General features: G+C 43.2%; 17 protein-coding genes and 1 pseudogene. 5 read left to right on the forward strand and 13 right to left on the reverse strand.

Annotated features, from left to right (window positions below):
- Positions 1 to 93: 93 nt before the first annotated feature.
- Genes B9Y89_RS05780 through B9Y89_RS05790 form a run of 3 tightly spaced genes read right to left on the reverse strand, consistent with a single transcriptional unit; the run spans position 94 to position 4,146 of the window.
- On the reverse strand, positions 94 to 1,698 hold the full coding sequence (locus B9Y89_RS05780; protein WP_085522277.1) for a response regulator transcription factor: 1,605 nt from the start codon (positions 1,696 to 1,698) through the stop codon (positions 94 to 96).
- On the reverse strand, positions 1,691 to 3,139 hold the full coding sequence (locus B9Y89_RS05785; RefSeq protein ID WP_085522278.1) for a sensor histidine kinase: 1,449 nt from the start codon (positions 3,137 to 3,139) through the stop codon (positions 1,691 to 1,693). Before B9Y89_RS05785 ends, B9Y89_RS05780 begins: the two co-directional genes overlap by 8 nt.
- On the reverse strand, positions 3,136 to 4,146 hold the full coding sequence (locus tag B9Y89_RS05790; protein WP_176222121.1) for a sugar-binding protein: 1,011 nt from the start codon (positions 4,144 to 4,146) through the stop codon (positions 3,136 to 3,138). The genes B9Y89_RS05785 and B9Y89_RS05790 overlap by 4 nt, the downstream gene beginning before the upstream one ends.
- A 141-nt stretch (positions 4,147 to 4,287) precedes the next feature.
- Here B9Y89_RS05790 and B9Y89_RS05795 point away from each other — a divergent pair, with 141 nt between their 5' ends.
- Both B9Y89_RS05795 and B9Y89_RS05800 read left to right on the forward strand, forming a co-directional pair.
- Complete coding sequence (locus B9Y89_RS05795; RefSeq protein ID WP_176222122.1) at positions 4,288 to 5,535, forward strand: MFS transporter; 1,248 nt, start codon at positions 4,288 to 4,290, stop codon at positions 5,533 to 5,535.
- Positions 5,536 to 5,678: 143 nt separating this feature from the next.
- Positions 5,679 to 6,308 (forward strand): hypothetical protein, encoded by a 630-nt coding sequence (locus tag B9Y89_RS05800; RefSeq protein WP_085522281.1) that lies wholly within the window; start codon positions 5,679 to 5,681, stop codon positions 6,306 to 6,308.
- A gap of 10 nt (positions 6,309 to 6,318) precedes the next feature.
- Here B9Y89_RS05800 and B9Y89_RS05805 read toward each other — a convergent pair whose 3' ends face one another.
- The 8 genes from B9Y89_RS05805 to B9Y89_RS05835 form a co-directional block, all read right to left on the reverse strand.
- A complete protein-coding gene (locus B9Y89_RS05805; protein WP_176222123.1) occupies positions 6,319 to 6,852 on the reverse strand; it encodes a GNAT family N-acetyltransferase in 534 nt (177 codons plus the stop codon).
- 256 nt (positions 6,853 to 7,108) lie between these two features.
- Positions 7,109 to 7,777, reverse strand: coding sequence for a hypothetical protein (locus B9Y89_RS05810; protein WP_085522283.1), 669 nt, complete (start codon positions 7,775 to 7,777; stop codon positions 7,109 to 7,111).
- Positions 7,778 to 7,797: 20 nt separating this feature from the next.
- Positions 7,798 to 8,583 carry a carbon-nitrogen family hydrolase gene (locus B9Y89_RS05815; RefSeq protein WP_085522284.1) on the reverse strand — a complete coding sequence of 262 codons (786 nt, stop codon included), beginning with the start codon at positions 8,581 to 8,583 and terminating at the stop codon, positions 7,798 to 7,800.
- Between the two features lie 300 nt (positions 8,584 to 8,883).
- Positions 8,884 to 9,015: a hypothetical protein gene (locus B9Y89_RS19315; protein WP_254901189.1), complete on the reverse strand. Its 132-nt coding sequence runs from the start codon at positions 9,013 to 9,015 to the stop codon at positions 8,884 to 8,886.
- 366 nt (positions 9,016 to 9,381) lie between these two features.
- On the reverse strand, positions 9,382 to 10,389 hold the full coding sequence (locus B9Y89_RS05820) for a FecCD family ABC transporter permease (RefSeq protein WP_085522285.1): 1,008 nt from the start codon (positions 10,387 to 10,389) through the stop codon (positions 9,382 to 9,384).
- A complete protein-coding gene (locus B9Y89_RS05825) occupies positions 10,386 to 11,393 on the reverse strand; it encodes a FecCD family ABC transporter permease (protein WP_085522286.1) in 1,008 nt (335 codons plus the stop codon). The genes B9Y89_RS05820 and B9Y89_RS05825 overlap by 4 nt, the downstream gene beginning before the upstream one ends.
- 59 nt (positions 11,394 to 11,452) lie before the next feature.
- Positions 11,453 to 12,370, reverse strand: coding sequence for an iron-hydroxamate ABC transporter substrate-binding protein (locus tag B9Y89_RS05830; protein ID WP_085522287.1), 918 nt, complete (start codon positions 12,368 to 12,370; stop codon positions 11,453 to 11,455).
- On the reverse strand, positions 12,324 to 13,166 hold the full coding sequence (locus B9Y89_RS05835; RefSeq protein ID WP_085522288.1) for an ABC transporter ATP-binding protein: 843 nt from the start codon (positions 13,164 to 13,166) through the stop codon (positions 12,324 to 12,326). The genes B9Y89_RS05830 and B9Y89_RS05835 overlap by 47 nt, the downstream gene beginning before the upstream one ends.
- Before the next feature lie 154 nt (positions 13,167 to 13,320).
- Between B9Y89_RS05835 and B9Y89_RS05840 the strand changes: the two genes are divergently transcribed.
- Entirely contained in the window at positions 13,321 to 14,370 is a 1,050-nt protein-coding gene (locus tag B9Y89_RS05840) for an NAD(P)/FAD-dependent oxidoreductase (protein WP_085522289.1), read from the forward strand.
- A 244-nt stretch (positions 14,371 to 14,614) separates the two neighbouring features.
- On the opposite strand, the gene B9Y89_RS18735 is transcribed toward B9Y89_RS05840, so the two are convergent.
- On the reverse strand, positions 14,615 to 14,770 hold the full coding sequence (locus B9Y89_RS18735) for a hypothetical protein (protein WP_217807174.1): 156 nt from the start codon (positions 14,768 to 14,770) through the stop codon (positions 14,615 to 14,617).
- A gap of 203 nt (positions 14,771 to 14,973) precedes the next feature.
- Between B9Y89_RS18735 and B9Y89_RS05845 the strand changes: the two genes are divergently transcribed.
- On the forward strand, positions 14,974 to 15,624 hold the full coding sequence (locus tag B9Y89_RS05845) for a hypothetical protein (protein ID WP_085522290.1): 651 nt from the start codon (positions 14,974 to 14,976) through the stop codon (positions 15,622 to 15,624).
- Positions 15,625 to 15,787: 163 nt separating this feature from the next.
- Positions 15,788 to 16,651 (forward strand): protein phosphatase 2C domain-containing protein, encoded by an 864-nt coding sequence (locus tag B9Y89_RS05850; protein ID WP_085522291.1) that lies wholly within the window; start codon positions 15,788 to 15,790, stop codon positions 16,649 to 16,651.
- A 422-nt stretch (positions 16,652 to 17,073) separates the two neighbouring features.
- Here B9Y89_RS05850 and B9Y89_RS05855 read toward each other — a convergent pair.
- Positions 17,074 to 18,260 (reverse strand): annotated as a pseudogene (locus tag B9Y89_RS05855) (IS3 family transposase).
- Positions 18,261 to 18,280 lie beyond the last annotated feature (20 nt).

Raw genomic sequence — 18,280 nt, forward strand, 5'->3', positions numbered from 1 at the left:
CTGTTTGATTAATGTAAGCGCTAACAACAATTATTGTATTATGAATGACGAATCTATAGGGATTAAATTAGCTGGATTTTTTTGCGATTGTCTTCACTTTTTTGTGCTAAGGGGATTCGGTGGATGACCTAAGCGATGTCCCGAGCGAAATTCACTGGGTGATACGCCCGTTTTTTTCTTAAAAACACGGCTGAAGTAATTTGGGTCCCGGTAGCCAATGTCATAGCAAATTTCTTTCTGCGACAAACGTTGTTCTGTCAATAATTGTTTCGCAGCGGATATTCGCGAGTCCGTGAGATATTCCACAAAGGTCATGCCTTCATGTTCTTTAAAAATTTTACTGAAATAGTAAGGGCTCAGCTCAACTTCCATAGCAACATCTTCAAGAGATATCGATTCAGTAAAATGCGTTTGAATGTAGGCTTTGGCTTGATGTATCAGGCCTCGAATATTATGCTGTTTCCATTCTTCAAAGCGTTCAACCGTTTGCATGAGGCGCTCCTCTACAAATGCTTTTAATTGACCAACCGATGAAGTCTTGGGTTGATTCAGAGATAAGTGAATGGGGCTTCCCATATCCTCAGTCAGCCTAACCATTAATACCCATAATTCCTGCAGACGGGTTTCAATTGTCGCTAGGTCATCACCAGCTTCATCCGTCAATTCACGAAAATAAAGCTCAAACGCTGTTGACGTCTGCGCTCGATCACCTGACTTAACCGCATCTAACAATGCTTTCTCCCGCCTAAATAAATGATCCCCACTCGTTTTGTCATTTAAAGATGAATGATAATATAAATAGTTCGCGTGTTCATTAACTTGATCAAGTGCGATTAATGCTTCATTATACGAATGCATAAATTGGTCCGGCGTGACGACCGGTGTGCCGATACCGGCTTTCACCTTATGCTTGGGAAAGTTCGAATTGAAGGTTTGGGTAAACGCCTTTACTTGTTGAATGGCTTCCGACTGAACCGTGATGTTACCCATACGCTGCTCCTGATGAATAGAAACAAGAACCGGTATTTGGTTCCCTGACATCGGTCCAACAAGACAATTGAATTTTTGTTCCAAAATCGCTTTAATCCATTGATAGACATCAGCCTGTACTTGCTTGGACCATGCACCTTCTTGATAGATCACCCGGCACACAATGGCATACGCCGCTTGGATATCATAATCCAGAAACGACTGCCATTCATTCACTTCGGTATCATGAACGTGATCCAGCAGAAGTGAGACGACCCATTCCGACTCAGCAAACGACTTAAGCCGATCCAATTGTTCCTTTAACGCTTGTTGTTCATGCAACGTTTGCCGTTCCGTCTCAATCTCCTCCACCACCCGTTTCACCGTCGCAATAATGTCTTGTTTGTGACTTGGCTTCAATAAATACTCTTTGACCCCCTCTTTCATCACCTTGCGGGCATATTCGAATGTATCATATGCCGTCACCATAATAAATTTTGTATCCGGAGCATCACGATGGATCGTCTGAACGGCTTCGATGCCGTCAATGCCCGGCATTTTGATATCCATCATGACGATATCCGGTTGCAGCGTCCGTACTAACTCAATCGCCTTACGTCCGTTCTCTGCTTCACCGGCGATGGTGACATTCTCGACGCCTTTGGTGATCATTTTTTCCATTGCCTTCCGTTCAACCGCTTCATCATCAGCGATCAATATATTAATCATGATCTTCCTCCTCAATCTCTATTAGAGGCAGCCTCATCGTCACCTTTGTGCCCTGATTCAATTCAGATTTGATATCAAATATATCGGATTGTTGATAGAATAATTCTAGACGTTTCATAACATTTTTAACACCAAGACCAGTGGAATGCCCCCTATGATGGACTGCATCGGTTCTCTCTTCCATTTGTAAAAGTTTCTGCCGTGTTTCCTCTCCCATGCCAACGCCATTATCAATCACTTCCACTGTGACACAGGTGTCATCACCTTTGATTCTGAGTTGAATTTTCGCTCCTGCTTCATAAGATTCAATCCCATGAATAAAGGCATTTTCAACAATTGGCTGCAACGTCATATGCGGTATGGCGAGAGATAAATAGGTCTCATCAATGTCAGTTTCAAACTGCACCCTTTCACCGAATCGAGCTTCTTGTAGAAAAAAATAATGATGAATAATATCCACTTCTCGTGACAAAGTTGTCGGTTGGTCAAGATTGGCGAGATTATAGCGCAATAAGGCCGCCGTTGAATCCATTAAGTCACTGGTTCGGTCAGCATCCTCCAAGTAGGCGGTTTTAGAAATGGTATTCAACACATTAAATAAAAAGTGTGGGTTAATCTGACTTTGCAGATTTTTTAATTCCATATCGCGCAACAATTGGTCCAGTTCCGACTTTTCTTCCATCTCCTTCACCAATGTCCGAATATTCGAGCGCATGTCATTGAAAGTGTTGGACAAAAACCGCATTTCATCCCTAGTGTTCACCTCAACTGGAGGGCCATCAAATCTTCCCTTAGAAATATCTTGCGCCGCTGCCGATAAACGTTTGATCGGCTTGGTAATCCCTCTTGAGAACCAGAGAACGAACAGGGTACAAAGCAAGACGGCCGAAATAAAGATCGATATGCCCATCCACTCCGAGTAATTGCTTTTCTGATTAATATGATGGTAATGATCATCATATCTTGCTAGCTCTTGGTTAACCAAATCCAGCGTTGTTTCATGAATAAACCGTGATATATCTCCGGCATCTGTTAGATGGACAGGATAGACGCTGATTTTTTGTTTCTGAAAAGCATCCAGAACAATACCGCACTCTTCTAAGAAACTGGTAATCATATGTCGATAGTTGTCCACCAATAAGTGATTCTTGTCAGTATCAATCAATTGCGCAAGTTGCTGCTGTTCTTGTTTTAGCGCTTTCCTTTTTTGCAGATGTTCGTGATAATGTTCCGGCGTTTGCTCAGCAATATAGACATTCAAAGATTCATAGACCGCATCCGTCTTCTGCGTCACTTCATTGAGCAAAAACAAGCGTTGCAGAATGTGATTATATTGTTCAAAGGAACGTTGTCCATTGTGATAGAGGAAATATGCAACACCATTTAATAAGAGGACAAGCGCCATAAAAAACACCATTAATTTGGTACGAATCCGGATCACGGGCGCTCACGTCCTTTTTGCATGGATGGCCTGTTTAACGGTAAATCTTGCGCCCGAATGACCTTCGTCTTAGTGTAATTCATTTCGGGAACCTGCCTACCATTAATGACATCAACCATTAAGTTCACACTTTTATAGCCCATCTGATAAGGTTGTTGAGCAATCGTTGCATCGATGCTGCCCTTGTTAATCAGATCCAGTGTTTCCTGCAAGGCATCGAAAGCGAGAATGCTAACCTCATTGGTTTTATCCAAAAGCCCGACAACGGCCGCCATCCCTTGACCATCCAAAGCACTTGTCCCGAACAGCGCCGTCACATCAGGATGTTCTTTAAAGATTTTATAGGTTCTTTCCGCTGCTTGAATCCGTGAGATATGTGACGATTCAACAGCGATGATTGTCATGCCTGATTGTTTTTCAAGCGCAGCGCGAAACCCTTTGATTCTTTGCTTTTGACTGGATGAGGCCAGTCCGCCTGTCACAATGCCGACTTGAGCACTCCCGTTTGTCGCCTTGATTAAAGTTTGTCCAGCCTGGAATCCCGCTTGAAAGTTATTGGTCCCAACGTAGGCGATACGCCGGCTTTTCGGTACATCTCCGTCCACCGTGATCACGGGAATCCCTTGTTGAATCGCTTGATTAATGACGGGCTTAAGCAGCTGTTTGTCCAGTCCTTGAACGATGATGCCATCGACTTTCGCCGCAATCGCTGCTTCCACCGCTTCCGCATGTAACTCTTTATCGCTTTGCGCTGGTCCCTTGAACTCGACAGCCGCACCAAACGCCTTTCCAGCCTTTTTCGCTCCGGCTTTGACTTCATCCCAATAGGGGTTACCCACTTCCTCAGAAATGAGGACAAAATGATAGGATGGCTCATCAGTGGCTGTTTTTGTATCAACGGTCGATGTGTATTGAAGCGTTTTCATAATAAAGTAAACGGAAAAAGCGAGTGACACCATTAATAGGGTAACAAGTATAATATAGATAACATTACGGATTTTAAGCATGACCCCATCCCTTTGTAACATAGCCTTAATTTATATTAACAAATTTAATGAGGGATTTCATTTGACCCTTTCGCTTTTTCTTATTCCATGTAAAATGAAATGAGAGTCACTAATCTATGGAAAGGGAGTCGCCCGAGACCTATGAGCTCACAAAATGTGAACACCCCAACATCCAGTGATAAAAAACCCGTTATCAGCATTGCACTCATCACAGCGGTTTGTTTACTTGGAGATGCCATGCTGTATATTGTCTTACCTGTCTATTGGCAGACGTTTGGCTTAACCGCCCTTTGGCAAGTGGGCATCTTACTCTCGTTGAACCGGTTTGTCCGTTTACCGCTTAATCCGATCATCGGTTGGTTTTACCACCAGTTCAGCAAACGGACTGGTATCATCATTGCTGTGATATTGGCAGCGCTAACAACAAGTTCTTACGGCTTTTTACACGGCTTCTGGATATTAGCATTGGCGCGCTGCTTGTGGGGTGTGGCTTGGTCACTGCTACGGTTGGGTGGTTTTCTCACAGTGATTGATACCGCCACGGAACAGAATCGGGGCGAACTTGTTGGAACGTATAACGGGCTTTGGGGCCTTGGCCAACTCGGGGGCATGTTAACGGGCGGTATTGTCGCCGATTTAATCGGCATCACACCCATGACCACTTGTTTTGCATTGCTCGCGCTCATGAGTTTACCATGGGTATTTCGCCATGTTCCAGCAGAAAAGGTGGTTCACGAGGAACACGCCGAGTCCGGGCGTCCACGGTTGATGCATATCTTTCGCATACCACAGGTGATCATTGTGATGGCCGCTGGATTTATCGTGGCTATGGTCTTTTTCGGAGTGTACGGTTCAACATTAAGCCGATTGACGGAAACGTTGCATGGAAACGATATTCATTTATGGATGGTCACCTTGGGAGCTGCATCACTTGCCGGATGCCTTCAGGCGCTAAAATGGGGCTGGGATCCGGTACTTGCCCCTATGATCGGAAAGTTAACAGACGGACGAATGGGGCGTCATCGTTTGTTTGTGATTGCCTTATCAGCGGCCGGGATCGGTTTCGTGTTAGCAGCTAGTATTACCAATCTCTGGTTGTGGCTTGTTGTCATTATGATGATTCAACTATTTGCGACAGCGCTGGGGACGCTGAACGATACGATTGCTTCAGACACCGCCACCCGGTATGGAAAAGTCGTCACCATGACGACTTACACGGTTGTCCTTGACGTCGGCGCTGCTGTTGGTCCGACACTTGCCTACGCTCTTGGCGGTTGGCTCGGATTACCGATGTTATACATCTTATTAGGCGGGTTTATGATTGCGTTTGCCGGTGTGTGGTTGGTTGTCGGTCGCAGGCAAACGGACGTTAAGCAGGAGGCGTCATGAGTCGGTTCAGTCGGGGAGCATTTTCGAGTTAGACCCATTGGTACATCATGATTTCATCGGCATATTGGCGAAAATCAATTGCAACCATCTACAGAATTCCTTCGTATATAAGGTATATCCCAAATGAAAGAAGGTTTACAATTGTGAAAAATATTTTACCTGAATTGGCAGCTTTGGTATCTGTATTGATTATAGTTGCAGGTTGTTCAAGTTCGGACGCCACTTCTTCGAAAGGCAAAAATGGAGAAAACAAAACTTCAGTTTCTACCAAGGATAATGGAAAAAGTGCAGACCCCAGTTCACAAGATAACAAAAAAAATAAGGAAACAATCCGAACTTATTTGACAAATGAGTTCACAGGGCCTAGTGAAAAACTAAAAAAATTATTTAAGAAACAGAAGACAGAAGATCCAACAGCACTGAATCCATATATAGAAGAAAAATATAAGCCTCTTATCGCAGAAAAGGACTTACAAACTTTCTTAAATACTTATAGAGGAGTTCGTTGGCTGCAACCTGCCTACTTTGCTGGTTATCAATTGAAACCAAAAACAAATATTGAAATACAAAAAGTTGACTCCGGGGGTATTGCCTACACGTTCAAATTTGAAGTGGAATACAGCAAAGAGGGTAAAACAAACACAGCCGCCATCACTGGACATGTTAACATCAATGATGATGGTAAAATTCAAGCAATACGAGTAGAGGATAGTGGTTTAGCAGAAAAATTTCTCTCCCAAACGGAAACTCCCAAAAAAGGAAAGACTAGTTAAGCCTATTCGGTTAGACCCATTGGTACATCATGATTTCATCTATGTAAGCGCCTGCGACTTTCATTTCCCCGACTCGGCGGCCTTCTTCGATAAATCCTAATTTTTCATATAAACGGATGGCCCTCGTGTTATTGGCGAACACGGCCAAGGCAACCTTTTCAATTAAGGGATCGTGTTTCGCCCACTCCAGAACGGTGTTCATGAGGGCCTTGCCAACACCAGATTCCCGCCATCCCGCTTTAACTAAAATACCGAGCACGCCAACATGAGCTCGCCGCTGCTTGGTCCCGTTATCGATGTTGGCGAGCCCCATCACCTGTCCCCCGACCTCAGCGACAAATAGGGCCTTTCCTTTTCGGGTGGTCAGTGATTGGATTCGTTCGGCTTCTTTTTCGATCGTTGAATGATATTCTTCCGGTTGACTGACCATATAAAACCCTTCTGCCACGATGGCTTGGCGGATCGCTGTGATGTCATCGCTATCCTTGGGATGGGCGTGACGTAGGGTTGCGGTTACGTTGTTTTTTAATTCAACTGTTTTCATGGCCATACGCCTCCTATATTGACGGACTCCTGTATAGAAAAGAAGATGCCTGAAGTCAACTACTCAAATAGGTGATTTTTTGTAATAACGAGCGGGTTTCTTCTTTAAAATGAGCGATTTCAACTCGAAATTGAGCGGTTCGCCTGAAAATTGAGCGCTCCATCTGAAAATTGAGCGATTCCAACTCAAAATTGAGCAGTCCATCCGAAAATTGAGCGATTTCAACTCAAAATTGAGCGGTTCTTCTTAAAAAACCTCATGACTTCTGATGAGACCCCTTATCTAGTTGTTCATTTTTCGTGAACCGACACCGTAGGACGGACACACGTTTATATTTTTTGGCTTTTTGAGCAATATCTTGCTCCGTTTCAAATTGCGTTCGGCTTAACGAAAATGACTGGGCATCGGGATTTTCAAGTTTAACGGCCAATGTAATGGGTTGTCCCGGTTCTATTTTCGTTTCATTGGAAAGTTCCATGGAAGCACTCATACCGCTACTTGAGTTTGCTTTTCTTAATGTTGTTGAATGCGAATAACCGTTATTGGATACTAAAGTTGTCACCCACTTCTGGTATTGAAAGTCATCAACCTGTTGTTGGGCGGGTTGGATCGTCAATAGGAGATGCCCGTTTTCCGTCTCACGAATCAACGACTCGATATCAATGAATCTTTTTTGTTTCTTACCGTTTTTGTAGACGTCCATCCAAATATGGATATATTGGATGTCAGTGCCCTTAACATTATAATCGAAGGCCAAGTTTTTCTTAGCGCCGCCTGCTTTTAATAGTGTTTCTTCATACTTTGATAGATCAGCTGGTTGTATCATTGCGTCTGCCGTTTTGGATGTTTTTGGATCCTCATTCGGTGAACACGCTGATAGAATCAGCATGATCATTATGATGGTTAAACTAAGCTGTTTCTTCATATTGATTCCTCGCGTAAAAATTAATAAAGACCTGGAACACGGCTCGAAAAAATCGGCACGTTTTGTCTGACTTTCGGAACGTCATCCATTGATAATGACGCAACAATCGTTTCTTCTTGGTCAGCGCTCGCCGTTACGAGCGAATCTCCCCATGGGTCAACCACCATTGATGAACCGGCAAAGTCAACGTCATTATAATGGCCAATCCGGTTACATGACACGACAAACATTTGATTCTCGATGGCACGGGCGATTTGCAAATGCTTCCAGTGATTCCTGCGCGCCGCCGGCCATTCGGCCACAATATGCAAGACTTGTACACCTTCCAATGCAAGTTTCCTAGCCAATTCAGGAAAACGCAAATCATAACAAATGATGAGACCCATTTTTACACCGTCGAGTTCAAAAATTTGGACCTTATCACCGCCGCCAGTCAAATAGGTAGGTTCATCTAACATCGGGACTAAATGAATTTTGTCATATTGATAAACAAGTTCACCTTCTCGATTCATCGCTAGCGCTGTATTATATATCCCACCGTCTTTTTGATTGGCAATTGAGCCACCGATGATATTGATATGATAGCTTTTAGCAAGGTCCTGTAAAAATGGTATCGTGTCCGCCCCATTGCTTTCCGCGATCCGATCTAATTCCGGTAGTGTGTAAGCTGTCGTCCACATTTCCGGTAACACTACCGTGTCAGGCTTTTCGTGCGTGACGATAGCCTCAACCCAACGTTTGATCTTGTCACGATTGGCCTCCGGATCACCAGGAATAATATCCATCTGATACATTGCGTATTTCATTGATTTCCCCTCCTGTTAGAGATCGTCTCCCTATTCAATTGAAACAGTTTTCACTCATTTTATCATATGTCCCGTGCGTCCCCTATACCTCATTTATTAAAATATCTTGTGACCAGGCTTGAAAAGGCCAATGTTAGCAAGTGCTAAACGTCGTCAAATAGGTAGACGCCTGCGGGAACAGCACGAACGCCTTTGACGAAGCGATGACTGGAAATGCTATTTCAAACAAATCATCCGAACTCATTAATAAACAAGTTCGGATGGTTCTGTGACTCATATACATTTGTCCTAGTCTCATTTTTATGACCGAATAACAATAGACATATCGGCAATACTTTCAAAGTGTTTGTTAATATAATCAAATAAATATCGCTCGGAACTACTTAACGTTTGATATGTATCATGATCGATCGCAAATAACGGCTCTTTCATACCCTGATCCCCCCGTACTCTCCTTATCCCTATTGTAGATGATTTCGCAAAAATATAAAGGATAAAAAAACGGCCGCCCTTTGGCGGAGCAAGAGCGACCGTTACAATGTCATGATATCAGCTAACCATCAGCATTTTTTATGGTACTATTAGTACAGAGATAACATTATTGAATAACATAAAAAAGACCGCCAATGCTGGAAACATCCGACGGTCAGCAGTCGTCGATCCCCTACAGGGAGGGCGGCACCCGAAGTCAGAAATAGACCTCATGAGCCTGCGAAAACTCTATAGGGGTCTATTTCTTTTTTGTATCAAAAAGTGACAGCACATCGATAGTCACAAAGCCACTGCTAGCGACATCATTCATGTTTTTTTCAATAACAAATAAATAAAATAAGGAGCACCGATTAGAGCGGTCATGATGCCAGCTGGTATCCCATTTTCAACTAAGTTACGTCCTATTGTGTCAGCGAGAAGCAGCAACCAGCCGCCAATCAATACCGCGATCGGCACAAACAATTGATGTCTTGGGCCGACAAGCGCTTTGGCTATGTGAGGAGCCATAAGACCGATAAAGGCAATGCCGCCCGTCACAGAGACAGAAGCAGCAGCTAAAGCAACGGCCGTTAGAAGCAGCGTGATGCGTTCCTTTTCAATAGACACGCCAACACCGGTCGCAACCGTCTCGCCCAACCCGAGAAGGTTCAAGCGGTTCGCTTTATACAAAGTCAAAGGAATGAGAATGACGAGCCACGGAAGAATGGCCAAAACAAACGGCCAATCCGTCCCCCATATGTTACCGGCTAACCAGTTCGCAATAAAATTGACTTTTTCACGCTTCGCAAATGAAATGAGAACCATCATTGTCCCTGATAGCGCCATTGAAAAGCCAATACCAATAAGGACTAACTTGACTGGCTCAAGGCCCGTCCTTTTACTATAAGCAAACACGTAGATCAGGCCTGCTGTGATGAACGCACCGATAAAGGCAACAACCGGAAGCATATAGACAAAAGATCCCACTTCTATAGGGACAAATAGAAAGAAGACAGCAATCGCGACCCCCGCGCCTGAGTTAATGCCAATAATGCCGGGATCAGCCAAATCATTCCGGGTGATTCCTTGCAAGATCGCTCCTGAAAGGGCTAAAGCCATGCCAGCCAAAATCGTGATTATGATGCGCGGTAAGCGAATCGAAAATAACACAAACGCTTCTTTAAATGTGCCATAACCAAAGATTGTCGGTATGATCCGATCAACGGATATAGATGCGTCACCCATACCCATACTAATCAGGCTTGTGATCACAATCAATGCAACAAACATCATGAGAAGCAGCCGCTGTTTTTTAATAACATGAGGATGAATCATGAGTAGGCTTGGCCTCCCTTCTTGACGATGAATAGGAAGAAAGGTAAGCCCATAATCGCTACAACTGCCGCTATCGGTGTTTCATAAGGAGCATTAATCGTTCGCCCAACTGTATCAGCGACAAGCATAAAGGCACTGCCTAGAATCGCGGACATCGGTAAAATCAAACGATAGTCAGTTCCTACAAAAGCCCGAACAATATGCGGGATCATCAGCCCGAAGAACGCTATATTGCCAACAAGGGCGACGGAAGCACCCGCGAGCATAATGATCACAACAAACAAGATCGCTTTTACTTGCGTCGTCTTCTGTCCTAAACCAACGGCTAAATCTTGATTTAAGCTTAGAATAGTTAGCTGCCTTGAGAGCAACAGCGCAACGAGGACACCTATGATAATAAATGGCGTAATCACTTGAAGCTGACCCCACGTCGTTCCCATCAGCCCTCCTGCGGTCCACATCGAAATATCCTTGGAAATTTTAAAATAAAGACCGATGCCCTTCGCAACAGCCTCAAGAAACGCCGAAATCGCTGCACCTGCTAAAACAATTCTAAATGGAGAGAATCCGCCCCTTTTCATGGCACCAATACCAAAAACCATGACCGTTCCAATGGCTGCACCTACAAAACAAGCCACCATAATTGTAAAATAATTAGCCGAAGGCATCAGGGCGAGTATGAATGCAAGCGCCGCATTAGCACCAGCTGTTAAACCAAGTAACCCGGGATCGGCAAGCGGATTTCGAGTTATTCCCTGCATGATAGCTCCAGAGACCGCGAGTCCAGCCCCAACCATAATAGCAGCTACCTCACGAGGCAAGCGAAGTTCACGGAGCATGACGACCGTATCGGTTTTAACATGAGATGTTAGGGCCATCCACACGTCTTTCACCGTCGTGTCAGCCGCTCCAAAGACCATAGCGATAAAAAATGCAACTATGAACACCAACATACCTAATATTAACTTGTAGACAAACGGGAGACGATTTGACTTCTTGTTCATATGTACCTAACTTTCTATGTCATGACTATAGGAGGAAGCTAGCCTCCCCCCTTAACCATTTACTTGTCTAGAAATGCTTTCTTGATGACATCCAATTGATATTCCAATGTAATAGGATCATTTAAATATTTTCTTGCATCGATCTCAAATACATGATCATTTTTAACAGCAGGTATGTTTTTGTACACATCAGTTTTTTGGAATGAAGGATCCGCATCCGGTTTTTTACTAAAGATGATGTAATCTCCTGCGTATTTAGGAAGTACTTCTGGTGATATCGCATGATAGCCTTTGTCAGATGTCATATCTTTGACTTTTTGGGGCATATTCAGTTTCATTTCTTGATACATGATTTCCGTCCCCCGGCCCCAATTGTCGCCAAATACGTACAGCTGCTTGCCGGAGCCTTCAATAACAGATACCGTTGCATCCTCGCCTATTTTCGAACGAATCTTTTTACCCGCTGCTTGCGCACGTTTTTTGAAATCTTTAATCCATTGATTGGCCTTTTCTTCTTTATTTAAGAGTTTGCCAATTTCCCGATGCTTCTCTAAATAACCTAACTTACCATATGTGAATGTGACGGTTGGAGCTATTTTCTTTAATTGATCAATATTCTTTGTTTTAGATAAACCAATAATTAAATCCGGGTTAAGCTCAATGATTTTCTCCAGATTATCAGCGGAAACCTTTTCAACACCTTTGAGTTCATCCTTAAAAAGTGGGTTCGATTTGGCCCATTGGTCGACACCAACAAGGTTAACGCCCAAATTCAACACATTGCCCGCAAATTCGGATAGGACAACCACACGTTGCGGGTGTTTCGGAACCTTAACCGGACCATTTTCAGACTGGTAAGTGACCATTTTTGCTGATGAATCTTCCTTTTTTGAACTCCCCTCATCTTCTGTTGTTTGATTGCCGCAAGCGCTAAGAATTAGCACTAGCAAGAGGAGGAACGGAATGAGTTTTTTCATATCTATGATCTCCTTTTAATAAGTTGTATGTTATACACATCGGTTTGTTGGTCCGGGGATCTCGCCCAATATCCGCATCAATTTGAAAAACCTCTTTGAGCACATCATGATGAATGACCTCTTCACATGTACCCGATTGAACGATTTGACCATCTTTCAGAGCAACAATGTTATCAGCAAAACGAGCCGCCTGATTAATATCGTGAAGCACCATAACAATGGTTCGACCCTGCTCTTCATTGAGCTGCTGTAAGAGTTCTAAGACTTCCAATTGATGGGCCATATCTAAGTATGTTGTCGGTTCGTCCAGAAAGATCACATCGGTTTCTTGACAAAGGGCCATCGCAATCCAGACACGCTGACGTTGACCGCCTGAGAGCGCATCCACTAGATCATATTTAAATTCTGCGGTTCCGGTGACGTCAAGCGCCCAGTTAATCACGTCAATATCCTTTTGCGTTAATCGACCGAAACCCTTTTGATAAGGAAACCGGCCATAAGACACAAGTTCACCAACAGTCAGCCCGGTTGCACTTTCCGGCATCTGCGGGAGAATCGCCATTTTCTTTGCAAGGACTTTCGTATTTTCCTTTGAGATGCTGCCGCCATCTAAAATGATCGACCCGGACTGATGGGAAATAATTCGTGTCATCGCTTTTAAGAGGGTTGATTTGCCACAACCATTTGGACCGATAATGGTGGTGATCTCTTTGTCAGGAATATCTATATTGAGATCTTGAACAATCAAGTGTTCACCGTAACTCACTTTGAGATCCTTTGTATACAACCGAACCATTATGTAGCCTCCAATTTATATATAATAGATATTGATAATAGTTATCATTTTCATTTATAATGAAAATATAATACTGTTCGAGTCTTTTGTCAACGCTCATTTGGATGAAGAGCTAAATGGTTTGGATTAATCGAATTTGTGAGGAGTGGGCAGAATGAAACAACAAGAATGTTTTGATGTCACTATTATTGGAGGGGGTCCTGCTGGCCTTTTCTCAGCTTTCTATAGCGGACTTAGGGAGATGAAAACCAAGATCATCGATGTCCAGCCGAAATTGGGAGGAAAGGTTCACCTTTATCCTGAAAAAATTATTTGGGATGTAGGTGCACTGACACCTGTGCCTGGAGCCAAGCTTGTTGACCAGCTGGTAGAACAGGGACTGACGTTTGATCCTGAAGTTGTGTTAAACGAAAAAATTGTCGCCATCTCACGTAATGATGAAGGACTGTTTGTTTTAAAAGCAGCCTCAGGTCAGGAACATGTTTCGAAAACGGTGATTGCAGCGGTTGGCGGCGGGATATTAAAGCCGCAAAAGTTACAGCTATATGGTGCAGATCAGTTTGAATCGTCTAACCTCCATTATACTGTTCAATCTTTAAAGTCGTTTGAGGATAAGAACGTTATTATTTCAGGTGGAGGCAATTCTGCAATTGATTGGGCCAATGCGTTAGAGCCTGTCGCTAGGAAAGTTTATGTAACATGCCGGAAAGATTGCTTATCAGGGCATGAATCACAAATGACGCAATTAATGAACTGTTCAGCTAAGTGCTTTTTTAATACATCCATGACTGAGTTAGTGCCTTCTCAGGATCAAAAGGCCATTGATCAAGTGAGACTGACTCATCATGAGACAGGTGAGTCGTTTGATTTGTCGGTCGATGATGTGTTAGTGAATCACGGTTTTGAATCGGATGTCTCACTCTTTGAAAATAGCGATATCGGTCTTGAGTTAATTGACCAGTGTTTGATCTCAGGAAATGAAATGAGCGAATCCTCCGTTAGCGGGCTTTATGCTGCAGGAGACGTTTTGAAGCATGATGGCAAATTAAACTTGATTGCCGGGGCTTTTCAGGATGCAGCGAACGCTGTTAACAAAGCGAAGCAGTTTGTTCAACCTGATGCAGGTGCCTCTGCCATGGTCTCTTCTCACAATGAAGTTTTTGAGGAACGGAATCGGGAGCTTGTCAATCAAATGGTAGAGTGAAGCAAGTCTAGGTTTTAAAAGGCTATGATCCAAAACTCATTTTGCCTTTGGGAGGATGGATGCAGTTAGATCCGGTAAACAATGAGATTAGCTTGATCGAAAGTCCTTTTAAATCTTTATAACTGTTTTTCTTTCACAATGTAATGCTAATGATTTCATATGTCCATCTTTTTGCAAGATGGACCATTCATTTCATGACTCATGTATTAGTCGTTCAATTTAAGAATGGTTTAGACATCAGCAATTATTGTTGCTTTAACCGCTCAATTTTCGGGTGCGAGATTCCCGCCACTTCTGAAATCACATCAACATCAAGCCCTTTTTGTATCATGCGGTGAGCTGTTTTTAGTTTGCCCTTTTCTACTCCTTGTTTTATTCCTTCATCCTTCGCTTTAGCCAACGCCTCCCACCACTTCGTTGTTTTGATTCTTTTCGTAAAAAAAATTGAAATTGACGTTGCGTCATCTTATATACTTAGATTAACGGCATTTTAGAAGTGGATTGATCTCAGCAAACACATTCAAGTACCAAAAACTCATTGATTTTTTGGATCAAGCATTTCCCATTTATGATGGCAAGAACAGGAATAGGAGATGAGACGACATGATTGATTTTATTCTTGATCACAAATGGATTTTTTTTATTGCTGGTGAAGTTATTTTTTGGGTCAGCCTGATCGGTTTTATATTATTACGGTACGCATTGAATTTACCCCAACTCAGCCGATACCTCATTGGGCTCTGGTTGGCAAGTGATCTTTGGCTTATAACCATTGGTGTTCTCGATTATATGCGAACCGGAAGCTTCCAGACCTTTCAACTCATCATCCTGATTTTTGTCATATACGCACTAACTGCTGGAAAAAAAGATTTTCAAAAACTTGACCGTTCTATCAAACGATTGATTGCCAAGTGGAAAGGCACATCGCTGCAAGAGGATGAAATAGATCCAATGCAGGAAAGCTTATACGGATTGGCTCATGCAATGAAGGAATTGAAAAACTTTGGCATTCATATCCTTATTTATGGCATTGTAATGGCCATTTTGGTTATCATGTTCGGCTTTAAAGGCTTTGGTGAGTTCCCGGGAGGCGACCTTGGTGACATGATCGACTATGTGATCAGTCACGGATTCATTCAACATCCTACTGCAAGTAAAATCAGCGGTATTTGGACGTTGGTGCTTGGGATTGATGCGATGATTACGGTCACTTACTTTATCTTTCCGAAAAAGGCACCTGGTAACAAGAACTAACGGTTGATGACTAGTGTATATAATCAAATGATATTTTTATATTATTAACCGATGTTTTATCTTCTGTCCATATCGGATTCACCCTCAACTACGCTGACAGGTTATGATGTTTATGCTAATGTTAATAACAATAAGTTTTTCGGAAAAAAGGTTGGGATCCATCATGGACATGTCAGTCGTATATGAACAAGGGGTTGGACAAGATAATGAGGACGCTTATGTCGTTAATCATGCGATGGGGCGCTACGCAGTCATCGATGGAGCCACTGGCGTTGAGGGCTTGGGCGGCAAAGTCGCAGCCGACGTCATTAAGAACACGCTTAAAGAGGATGCGGCACCCACACTGCTTGATACCGTCATCAAAGGCAACCGCGGAATCAAAGCGGCCACTGAAGAGCATTTTAATCAAAAACTAGCGAACATCGCAAAAGAATATCGGACATCTTGTGGGATGATTGCTGTTGAATTTGATGATTCGAGGTCACGCATGTCTTACGTTCATGCCGGTGACTGCATGCTGATCCTCCAATATAAAAACAGCGATATCCGTGTCGTGACTTATGACCAAATTGCCAAGCTGGACTCGACAACGATCAATCAATTCACACAGTCCATTGAAGCGATGACAGCTCACGGCGAACCCTTGACTGACGACCTACTAAAGCGGGCGAAACAAACGATCAAACCCACACTCATCCAAAATCGCCGGCAAACCAATACTTCTGATGGCTACGGTATCTTAGACGGTACAGATGATTTCATCAACTACATAGAATACGGAACCATCCCTTTAATCAACGTGCAATCGATATTGATGTTGTCAGATGGCCTGCAATTACCCACACATAAAACGGCTGGACAAAACAGCTGGTTAGAAACGGGGCGCTATGGATTGGCTCACGGCCTCGATGCACTAAAGGATTACATCACTGAACTTGAAAATGGGGATCCTTTTTGTACCGCCTATCCTCGAATAAAAAAAGCAGATGATAAAACCGGGATGTTACTTGATTTTAATAATAAGTGATGCTTGGTTGCTTTAGATGAGTAAGGCTCTGGGAAAGTGAGCGGTTTTTGCCTTAAAATGGGCGGTCACCTCGGAAAATTGAGCGGTTTTATCTTAAAATGAGCGATCCCCTCGGTAAATTGAGCGGTTTGGACTTCTGTCAATAAAGTGGACAAACTTTCACGAAAAAACTTTTAATCCATACGTTAAGTTAGGCATTGGTCTTCCCTTTAAACGAGAACCGAAATGAATCAACACGCAATAATTAAGCTCATGAGTCGAGTAAGGGGTATTTGAATCAAAGGGAACACGGCCTATAGTCGCAACTTGACATGGAGCCTCTACGGGCGTGAGTTCCAGGCCAAGGAGCCAGCTATTATAAAAGATTGGCTCGCCGTCGAGGCTATCACGCCCGCCACTCCAAATAAAGTTGCTGGTTGTATTTAGGCTGTTTTGTCCTGCTTTCGCTCCGTCAATGCCCAATAAGCCCGTTCATATTGATTGGGTGAGACATAGCCGAGCGTTGAATGACTTCTTCTCTCATTATAAAAGCTCATGATATAGTCCCAGATGTCTTTTTTGGCTTCTTCACGACTTCTATATTGACGACGATAAATACGGTCTTTCTTAATGGTCGCATGAAAGGATTCAATGCATGCGTTGTCATAACAGTTGCCACGCCGGCTCATACTGATTTGAATATTGTGTGCATTTAGGCACTCAATATATTCTTTGGATGCGTACTGACTGCCACGGTCCGAATGATGAATGAGCTTGTCTGAAGGATGTCTCAAACGGATGGCTCGGTTAAGCGCCTTTAAAACCAACGCTTTGGACAAGCTTTTATCAATATGCCACCCAATGATTTTACGCGAATATAAATCCATCACACTAGCTAAATATAACCATCCTTCTAATGTCCACACATAAGTGATATCGGTCACCCATGCACGGTCAGGCTGTTCTGGATTGAAATGACGATTCAATAAATTTGGATAAATGGGATGACTGTGATTCGAGTCTGTTGTTGTCACAAAACGTTTTTCTGGAACCGCACGGAGCCCCCTTTCTCTCATATATCTCCCCACTGTTTTCTCCGAAACATGAATGTCTTGTTTTCGAAGTTCATGGGTGATTCGTGGGCTTCCATACGTTTCACGATACTCATAGAAAAGTCGACAAATGACACCCTTCAAACGTTCCTTTTCTTTTTCACAATCACTTTGATGGGGTCGCATTTTAAGCCATTTATAAAAGCCACTTTTCGAGACTTCTAGAACTTGGCACATCTTCACGACTCGAAACTCGTGGCGATGTTCATTCATGAAAGCGTAAATTATTTCTGGTTTTTCATGAAGATGTGCGCCGCCTTTTTTACGATTTCGTTCTCCTCTTTCAATTCCTTAATTTGATCCAGCAATTCCTTTTCCCGTTTCTTGTGCTCACTAGGGGTGATATAGTCCAATTCCTCGGCTTTCAACTGTTTTTTCTTCCGATAATCACGGACCCAACGCGTCATCGTTTTATAAGGGAGATCCATTTCTCTAGATACTTCCGCCGCTTTTTTGCCTTCATCCACAACCATTTTGGCAACATATTCCTTGAATTCGTCATCATAATGTTTTCCCATCTTTAGACACGCTCCATTCG

The organism is Tuberibacillus sp. Marseille-P3662 (assembly GCF_900178005.1).
Taxonomy (GTDB): Bacteria; Bacillota; Bacilli; order Bacillales; family Sporolactobacillaceae; genus Marseille-P3662.

Coding starts and splice junctions, on each gene's coding strand:
- B9Y89_RS05780 (WP_085522277.1), bottom strand. CDS start 1,698: ATGATTAATATATTGATCGCTGATGATGAAGCGGTTGAACGGAAGGCA.
- B9Y89_RS05790 (WP_176222121.1), bottom strand. CDS start 4,146: ATGCTTAAAATCCGTAATGTTATCTATATTATACTTGTTACCCTATTA.
- B9Y89_RS05795 (WP_176222122.1), top strand. CDS start 4,288: ATGAGCTCACAAAATGTGAACACCCCAACATCCAGTGATAAAAAACCC.
- B9Y89_RS05805 (WP_176222123.1), bottom strand. CDS start 6,852: ATGAAAACAGTTGAATTAAAAAACAACGTAACCGCAACCCTACGTCAC.
- B9Y89_RS05810 (WP_085522283.1), bottom strand. CDS start 7,777: ATGAAGAAACAGCTTAGTTTAACCATCATAATGATCATGCTGATTCTA.
- B9Y89_RS05815 (WP_085522284.1), bottom strand. CDS start 8,583: ATGAAATACGCAATGTATCAGATGGATATTATTCCTGGTGATCCGGAG.
- B9Y89_RS19315 (WP_254901189.1), bottom strand. CDS start 9,015: ATGAAAGAGCCGTTATTTGCGATCGATCATGATACATATCAAACGTTA.
- B9Y89_RS05820 (WP_085522285.1), bottom strand. CDS start 10,389: ATGATTCATCCTCATGTTATTAAAAAACAGCGGCTGCTTCTCATGATG.
- B9Y89_RS05825 (WP_085522286.1), bottom strand. CDS start 11,393: ATGAACAAGAAGTCAAATCGTCTCCCGTTTGTCTACAAGTTAATATTA.
- B9Y89_RS05830 (WP_085522287.1), bottom strand. CDS start 12,370: ATGAAAAAACTCATTCCGTTCCTCCTCTTGCTAGTGCTAATTCTTAGC.
- B9Y89_RS05835 (WP_085522288.1), bottom strand. CDS start 13,166: ATGGTTCGGTTGTATACAAAGGATCTCAAAGTGAGTTACGGTGAACAC.
- B9Y89_RS05840 (WP_085522289.1), top strand. CDS start 13,321: ATGAAACAACAAGAATGTTTTGATGTCACTATTATTGGAGGGGGTCCT.
- B9Y89_RS05845 (WP_085522290.1), top strand. CDS start 14,974: ATGATTGATTTTATTCTTGATCACAAATGGATTTTTTTTATTGCTGGT.
- B9Y89_RS05850 (WP_085522291.1), top strand. CDS start 15,788: ATGGACATGTCAGTCGTATATGAACAAGGGGTTGGACAAGATAATGAG.